The organism is Nitrososphaera sp. AFS (assembly GCF_009898475.1).
Classification (GTDB): domain Archaea; phylum Thermoproteota; class Nitrososphaeria; order Nitrososphaerales; family Nitrososphaeraceae; genus Nitrosopolaris.
The window spans coordinates 1-7,495 of sequence record NZ_QURE01000135.1; the positions used below are offsets into that span (position 1 = coordinate 1).

The 7,495-nt window shown below is 37.0% G+C and carries 8 protein-coding genes; 2 read left to right on the forward strand and 6 right to left on the reverse strand.

The genetic code is table 11. The features are described from left to right. From DYY65_RS11350 to DYY65_RS11360, 3 genes are all read right to left on the reverse strand, one after another. A partial coding sequence (locus DYY65_RS11350) for a hypothetical protein (RefSeq protein ID WP_162478072.1) occupies positions 1 to 186 on the reverse strand: 186 nt, incomplete at its 3' end. Positions 187 to 636: 450 nt separating this feature from the next. Beyond that, positions 637 to 1,332 (reverse strand): hypothetical protein, encoded by a 696-nt coding sequence (locus DYY65_RS11355; RefSeq protein WP_162478073.1) that lies wholly within the window; start codon positions 1,330 to 1,332, stop codon positions 637 to 639. 270 nt (positions 1,333 to 1,602) lie between these two features. Continuing rightward, positions 1,603 to 2,061, reverse strand: coding sequence for a hypothetical protein (locus DYY65_RS11360; RefSeq protein ID WP_162478074.1), 459 nt, complete (start codon positions 2,059 to 2,061; stop codon positions 1,603 to 1,605). A gap of 124 nt (positions 2,062 to 2,185) precedes the next feature. Here DYY65_RS11360 and DYY65_RS11365 point away from each other — a divergent pair, with 124 nt between their 5' ends. Further along, positions 2,186 to 2,374, forward strand: coding sequence for a hypothetical protein (locus DYY65_RS11365; protein WP_162478075.1), 189 nt, complete (start codon positions 2,186 to 2,188; stop codon positions 2,372 to 2,374). Between the two features lie 689 nt (positions 2,375 to 3,063). On the opposite strand, the gene DYY65_RS11370 is transcribed toward DYY65_RS11365, so the two are convergent. Next, positions 3,064 to 3,927 carry a dioxygenase family protein gene (locus DYY65_RS11370; RefSeq protein ID WP_162478076.1) on the reverse strand — a complete coding sequence of 288 codons (864 nt, stop codon included), beginning with the start codon at positions 3,925 to 3,927 and terminating at the stop codon, positions 3,064 to 3,066. Between the two features lie 969 nt (positions 3,928 to 4,896). On the opposite strand from DYY65_RS11370, the gene DYY65_RS11375 reads away from it, so the two are divergent. Next, positions 4,897 to 5,847: a hypothetical protein gene (locus tag DYY65_RS11375; RefSeq protein ID WP_162478077.1), complete on the forward strand. Its 951-nt coding sequence runs from the start codon at positions 4,897 to 4,899 to the stop codon at positions 5,845 to 5,847. Between the two features lie 257 nt (positions 5,848 to 6,104). Here the strand turns inward: DYY65_RS11375 and DYY65_RS11380 are convergent, their stop codons facing one another. Together DYY65_RS11380 and DYY65_RS11385 are read right to left on the reverse strand one after the other, a co-directional pair. Then, entirely contained in the window at positions 6,105 to 6,719 is a 615-nt protein-coding gene (locus DYY65_RS11380; protein WP_162478078.1) for a hypothetical protein, read from the reverse strand. Between the two features lie 470 nt (positions 6,720 to 7,189). Then, the coding region (locus DYY65_RS11385) for a hypothetical protein (RefSeq protein WP_162478079.1) at positions 7,190 to 7,495 on the reverse strand (306 nt) is incomplete at its 5' end.

Genomic DNA, 7,495 nt, shown 5'->3' on the forward strand with positions numbered 1-7,495 from the left:
GCACGCAGGTCCATTGTCACAGAAATTCGCTTGATTAATCTGCTGATCTACCTTAATGTCATTGTGGTTGTTATGATGGTTGTGTTTGTACGCCATGACTTGTTGCGGGACAGTAAATGCTGCTGTTGTCAACGCGGCAGCTGCTATTACTGCTGCGATTGCTAACATAATTTTAGCTTGGTTCATTGTACATGGTAATCTAACTTGATGGTATTTGACAAATTCTACAGAACAATCTCTAGAAATATAGGGGAATAAGAGGACATATTCAACGTTGAATATATTCTTCAGAATGTTTCTGTTAATGAATTTAAGTGAATTTTAAGTGGTAAATTAATTATAATTTTAAAAAGGGGTACCCCATAGTGTCATGTTGATGTAAGCTTATCTACTAACGGTTTCCAATCAACCACGATTGACTCCGAGCTTTTTGTATCGTTACATAATGAATTATAGAAATATTCGTTTTGGAAATAATGTACTGAATTTAGCTCAATTAAATTGAACAGTACCCAATCTCAATTCCCAATTATAGAACATATCGCTTTTGGAAACAATACACTGAACATAATATTAGATCTCCATTTCTATGATGCGCTTAATTCTAGGTTCAGATTAGGGCGCCCCAATGCATTGTTATTTCTTACTGTTTTTATTATTGTTGCTGTTATCGCTTTTACCGTTATTACTCCCTCCACTTGATGGATTATTGTTTGTATTGCCACTTTGAGAATTCCCATTCGAGGATGTTCCACCATTCTGTTCGCCTTTATGATGATGTTCAGAAGGTTGTTGATTTTGGTTTTGACCATCGTTGGTACTTGGATTTCCAGTGTTACCTGTTGAGCTCAGAACATTCGGCGATGCAGTGTTGTGTTCCTTTGTTGCGGTCAATGCAGTAGATGTCCCAGTGTTGTTATTGTTACCTGAAGGGAGGACAGTTCCTAAGCGATTGGGAGGACCTGTTTGTCCGTTTGTTACACCACCTGTGTTGTTACCTGAAGAGAGAGAACCTCCGGCAAATGTTGGTGGAAGAGTTGAGCTACCTCCTGGCATTTGTCGTTGAGGATAAAAATTGATACAACCACCGACATCATTACCGTTAGCATCATATTGACATTTAGTACAAACTGAGATACTACCGTTGATAATTTGACAACATACCTCTGCTTTGATCGCACCCGGGGCTGTGGGCGTAGCGTCACGACAAAGCATATCAATATGTTTTGGTTTCGCGATCACATGAAATTCTGTAATTGAACTATAAATTAGAATCACAGTTAGGATTGATGTAAGTACAAAAACTGCAACGTTTCTAGGAACTGTTATCATGATTCATTCCCAACACACATAGGATCAAAAAATGAACTCATTTTCGTGGAGTAAGAACAGTGTTCAATTTAAGGTTTATAAAAAACGCATAGGTTCTCTTTTTGCTCCCTTAAAGGGAATATTAATTGTAGAATTCATTTGAGATGATTTATTTGATTCTGATATTCGAATTCAAACACAAAATGACACAATTTGGCAAAACGCCGTGACTCGGTTTATATCCCGATGTGAATCCCACTGAGGTAATAAAAGGGAAGGGGCCTCTCAGGATCATTTTGTCACTACTTCTCTATTTATGAAATTCTGAAAAGCAGGGTTAAACCATCCATCAGATTCTACTTCTTTCCATGTTTCACTCAATGTTCCTTTCCGAAAACAATTCCTCATCCATTGCAACCAACCGGTCCATTCATTATCATCAAGTACTCTTCTCTGTCGCATCGCATAAGCATGAGCACACATCCATAGAATATAGAAGGAAAATGCTACTTCTTTCTGTTTTGCATAATCACGTGTTTCAATCACGCGTACTATAGAGGGGTCCTCCATGACCAACATCGCCATATTATGAAATTTTTCATCTAAATCATTGAGAACCCTCGTTTCTGTGTCACTTGATAGTGCTTGTATTTGCCTCTTTGAAAAATAGAGGGTTAATATCATTGTCCCTACAATTCCAATTGTTTGCGCTAAAGTGAGGACGTCTGAAAATCCTATTTCTGAAGCCATACGTAATCAGGAGAATTGCTAGAATAAATGTACTGTCATGGTAAGAGTATACACGATTTGGCAAATACACTCCCTCTCCCGATCATCCTTCAACCAATAAATCGTGATTAGAAGATACTTGATTATGAGTAAATTATCAGCATTAGAACAAAGGATCAAAGCAAGAATTCAACATATAAAGAATAACATACATCCAGCGCATAACCCCATATATACAGAAACGCTTCATACTGAAATAGAGACTCTGAATTGGGCTCTGAACGAAATTGCCGCTTTGAGAGATTCTTTAACATTAAAAGAGATTCAACGCTAAGAAATCCATTACTCAAGTGTAGTACAGGATCTTCAAGACTTGATTGTCACCTACACACTTTCGTAAGTGAATAAGAAGAACAAATTTTCCTACTGAATAACATCCATGGTTCTCTGTAAAACGTCTAAATACTTGAGAGAATTGCACCAAATGAGAATCCACTACCTGTAGAAATACAAGATTCTCTATTGACAAGTACTAGATAACTACCCTCTAAACCTGTATACTGCCCATACACTAAGCCAACCTAACCTCATGTTTGTTTTCTCATATCTAGACTTAAGGAATGCTTAGCTTTAGTCTTTGTGGTTATGACTCGGAATTCCTTTCTTCACAAGTAAGGAAGGCTGCCTAGTTATAGTTGATGTTTATCAAGTGTCTATTTGTCTATCTGACTTGGGTTCATTCCACTCGAAGCTATCTATTTTGCACCTGTACGTAATCTGGTCTGTCGTTGTTTGGATAAGGTCGACATCCTTAGATTCGCACCTTGGACATGTGGCCATTTATTCGTTAAATGTACCATCAGCAGGTAATTTTAAGTATAGTTAATACTAGCTGCTATGGTAAGTCCTACTATACTTATACCAATTGGCATAAGTGTGCTGACGTTGTTCGATTGTGCAGTATACATCAGTATAGTTTAAGCCAACTTATCTTAGTTAGTATATCTTATTTTAGATGCTTGACTAAGTGGTGGAGCTTAACACTATATTGAAAGTTCCGAGGTAGCCCTGCCCCTCTTTACTCACATTAAGGAGCATGTGTTGCCCACTATTATCTTTGATCAGGCCATCTGTTGATGGTCCTGTGTAGATTCCATCTTGTTCGTTTGTAGTTGTGGGAGGCCCGTGTTTACTATATGGGAGCTGGGTATGTATCTGTTTGTTGAGATTATTATCAAAGTAAAACTGTGAGGTCCAATCCATAGTTTTATTTGATCCTTCAAAAGTGCGGACCTTGACGTGAATATGAATTGTTCTACCCTGATACCAACCTGGATAAACTGTGGTGAAGTGAACAGATCCATCATTGCCTGTTGTTTGATAACCACGAAGAAACTGTTGTCCTGTAGTACCAAAGTCCTTTACTGCAGAATATATTCCTTGAGAATTCACATGCCAGATGTCGACTTTAACCGCCCTGATCGGAGCACATATTCCATTATTGAGACTATAAATATGGATTACGAGGTGCAATGGAATGCCTTGTTGTATCATACCGGTTGACGGATCTGATCTAATGTCAGAACGATTAGGCATGTCATCGACAAAGTATGGACCTTCAGTCTGTTGGGGAGATCCATGTAGTTTCAGTTTTGATGGCATAACTATACATGTCTTATTTGTTGAAGCGCTTTTTTGAGTCGCAGATATTTCTGGTGATGGCGGACCAAATTGAGGGGGTGGAGGAGATGAAGGTGAAGGCAGGGATCCCATCTTCGATGTTTGACTTGCTTTTGTTGATTGTGCAAAAATCTTTGGTGCATCAGTAAATGGGGTTTGTGTCAATATGCCTATTATTATGAATACTAATGGCAGAAGTTTGGACATTTTAGAAGTCTGAATTTCAAACATACATACCCAAATCGAGTTCAAATGTCAACTATCGATTAAACTGTTGTAATAATTTTATTTATGAGTTTCAGGTTTCAATAGCATTGACAATAGAACATACGACTGACATACCAACAAGCAGGCTTGAAATCATTGACTTTGTAAAACCAAATAATTTGCCGACATCAAAATTTACAATCTAGGTTGCAAATACATCCGATAAGATGTCTCATGATGATATGTTTATAGTGTGATGTTCCCAAGATGGCTGAAATTGGTAACATCTTTCTACCAATAACACTTACAGTAATAACGCAGAAGATTATAAGAAAACACATATTTTAGTCCTAGTCACCAAAAATGAAAAAGCATTTCCTATTTAACTACATATAATAAAAGTGAGAAATCTAAATCTAGTCTTTTCCCGATTCGTTAAGGCACCACTGAAATCCTACTGACTATGAAATCCCTTGCATAGAGCATTCTCTATACCTGTTGTCATATACCCGGCTACTGGAAGGAATAAAGGCTAATAGCTATTATGCCACAATCTTTAATCTAATCATATAACAGCAGAAATGAAAGCATAATAATGATACATAAACAACAAGAAAAATGGATATATTATATTCCACGTCTTACAGGTCAGTATTGTGTCCCAGGAGGATAGAGAACATCTCGACAACGGATATATAAACATCCCCTCCATTTTTTTGTTGACTATACTGCCTTTCTGTTATAATAACAACTGTTGCACCCATCTATACCCATCTAGGTTTAGCCGTAATGACATTTTCCAAGTCTCTTGTGGTTATAAAGATATTAGATAGCGAAGGAAGGAAGGAAGATTGGGAAAGAATACAACTTCGATATAGAAATATATTGTTTGAAGAATTAGAGGCATTTCATTAAATCTGATTTCAGCACACATATAGCCTGCACAACTTTTTATATACCAGACTGTTGTTGTCACACGCTAACTTGCTAACATACTTAAGATTTTTGCTTGCAACAACACTGGCTATAGGATTACTGGCAGCAACCTCTGACCAGGTTTTTGCAAAAGCTGCACAGTTGGCACCACAACAACAGTCGCAGATATTGGGATCTAATACTAACATGACTTTAGGACAGCCTGCTGCATCTTCGAACATCCGTCCTAACGTTCGGACTGATTTTAATCCAAATGCAACATTTCCAACAATTTCCAAAACTGCATTCATTGATCCTCTAGCTGCAGTAATTGGTGACTGTGAAATAGGAAAACTAGTTCTGATGGCACCATTTGCTGTTTGTAGAGGTGATGAAGGAACACCTATTCATATTGGAAATTATTCGAATGTACAAGATGGTGTTATTCTACATGCACTTGAAACCACAGCTCATGGTAAGAATATTGATGATAGAAGATACTCAGCCGAAGGACTTTTGTTGAAAGCTAATAATACTTCATTTAAAAATGGATTCGCCATATTTGTAGGTGACAAAGTCAGCTTAGCCCATGATGTACAGGTCCATGGTCCTGCATATATAGGAAATGATACCTTTGTAGGTATGAAAAGTCTAATTTTTAACGCAAAAGTTGGAAATAGAGTAGCAATTGGAGTTTCAAGTACCATTACTAACGGTGTAGCAATACCTGATGACAAATTTGTGCCACCAGGAGGTATAATAACAACTCAGGCACAAGCAGACAAACTACCTGCTAGAGTTGGTAGTCCATATGAGACGATTAATAGTTTTGTTCTTCATGTAAATCAGGAACTCGCAAAGGGATACAATGCTCAGATAATTCACAAGCTAGCTACAGAGATGGAAGATGTATTAGAAGAAGAAGAGATGCTTCAAACCGGAAGTCCAACTGGAAGTCCCAATATTACTGAAACGAACAGCACAAATACTATAGAGTCAAAATAGAGATTCCGCTCCTTCTTTCATTTTTTGACTTATTTATTTAATTTATTTAACGATATATTAGCTTATTTTAGCTTAATAAGCATTCTATATCCCATTATCATCTCGTGTGCACGTACCGCAATAGTGAAGTGACAATTGGTATTTAGTATGAATCATCTTATTGAATACTTCTTTATTTTCATAACATTATTGATGGCATATTCTGCTATTGCACTAAATACGAATCCACCACCTGTAGAAATACAATTTCTCCATTCTTATTTGGACCGCTTAAAAGCATAATAGTAAAAAATTGCGGCTGTGGCTATAGCTATAATATACCAATATGGTATCACAAAGTTACCAAGTAGATTTGTATGTATTATTGGGGTTGAACCCATGCTCTTGGTTGTCCAATCTGATGCCTGCATTAGCATGCCTCTCTTGGGGTCATTATCAAGTGGTAGCCACCATCTATAGAAAAACCACGTAAAGTCTTCAACTAGCATAGCAGATATTACGTTAGCAATTCCTAATGATGCAGCTTTACTTCTTTCATGTCTACCAAGTATGTTGAAGCTAATACTATCAAAGAACGGACCAAAGCCTACGAGAATAAAAATTATCATCATAGGATATATATGGTAAGAGTAAAGTCCACCTATTATTAGAGTAGTAACGTGTTGGGTTCCACCCTTGATTGTTAGATTGGCCGTCTTTCCTAAAACTGGGTCATTTATATAATAGTATTCTAGATATCCATAACTGACAGCAAATACTATAACTAGGCCAGAAGTTACAAGAAATGATATACGTGTTCTACGTAACAAGTCAGTGGGTGTATCAGTATTACCTCCTCCTTCTTTCCCTTTATTGGACTGTCCATTAGGCATCTCCATTTAATATCCAACTGTAAAAAGACCCATACTTCTATTTTTCGGGACTTATTTTCAAAACTTCTAGATAGTAGGATATACGATTAATATAGAATTAGTTGACACAGCATTTTCTAAGCATGTTAATATTTTGATCTACGATTATATATACAAAATCATGATCTCTGGACTATTGATTAACATTTCAACCTACTAATTTTCCTTCTTCAGTACAATGAAGTGTTCATCTACGTTCAAGATCATCATCGAGTGGATGGAAGCAACCATCTACACACAAGGCCTTACCTTCCTTTGAGTCAGTGTAAGGTTCGAAATAATCCTGCAGTTTATTGGCTACCTGAGAGCTTGCCTTTCTAAATCAAATTTATGGTTTTTCCTGTCCTAGTATTCTTTAAATTACATGTAAAACGACCCATATTGGGTTATGGATTGATTGTTCCTTCCTACTACTCCTTCTTCCCTTATTACTAAGGTATAAAGAATTTGATTATTATTAGACTATCTGTAAAATCGAGCTTTGTGTTCGGTAAACCAAGCTCTGTTTTGATTCCTTGGGAGATAAGGTGTCCTATCAAGTTTGACCATTTTTCTCCGATATCATGGTGAAGAGTAATAGTGTAATTTCTCCCGTCTGTTTCAAAGTCATACTCAGCAATGCCAGCATACTTGCACCATAATGAAATTCCTTCAAGCACCTTCTCTACATCTGTTTTCTTGAACCAAAGCATTAGGAATTCCTTGAATGCTCTTTTGCCAAGGTCATTGCCAATTTG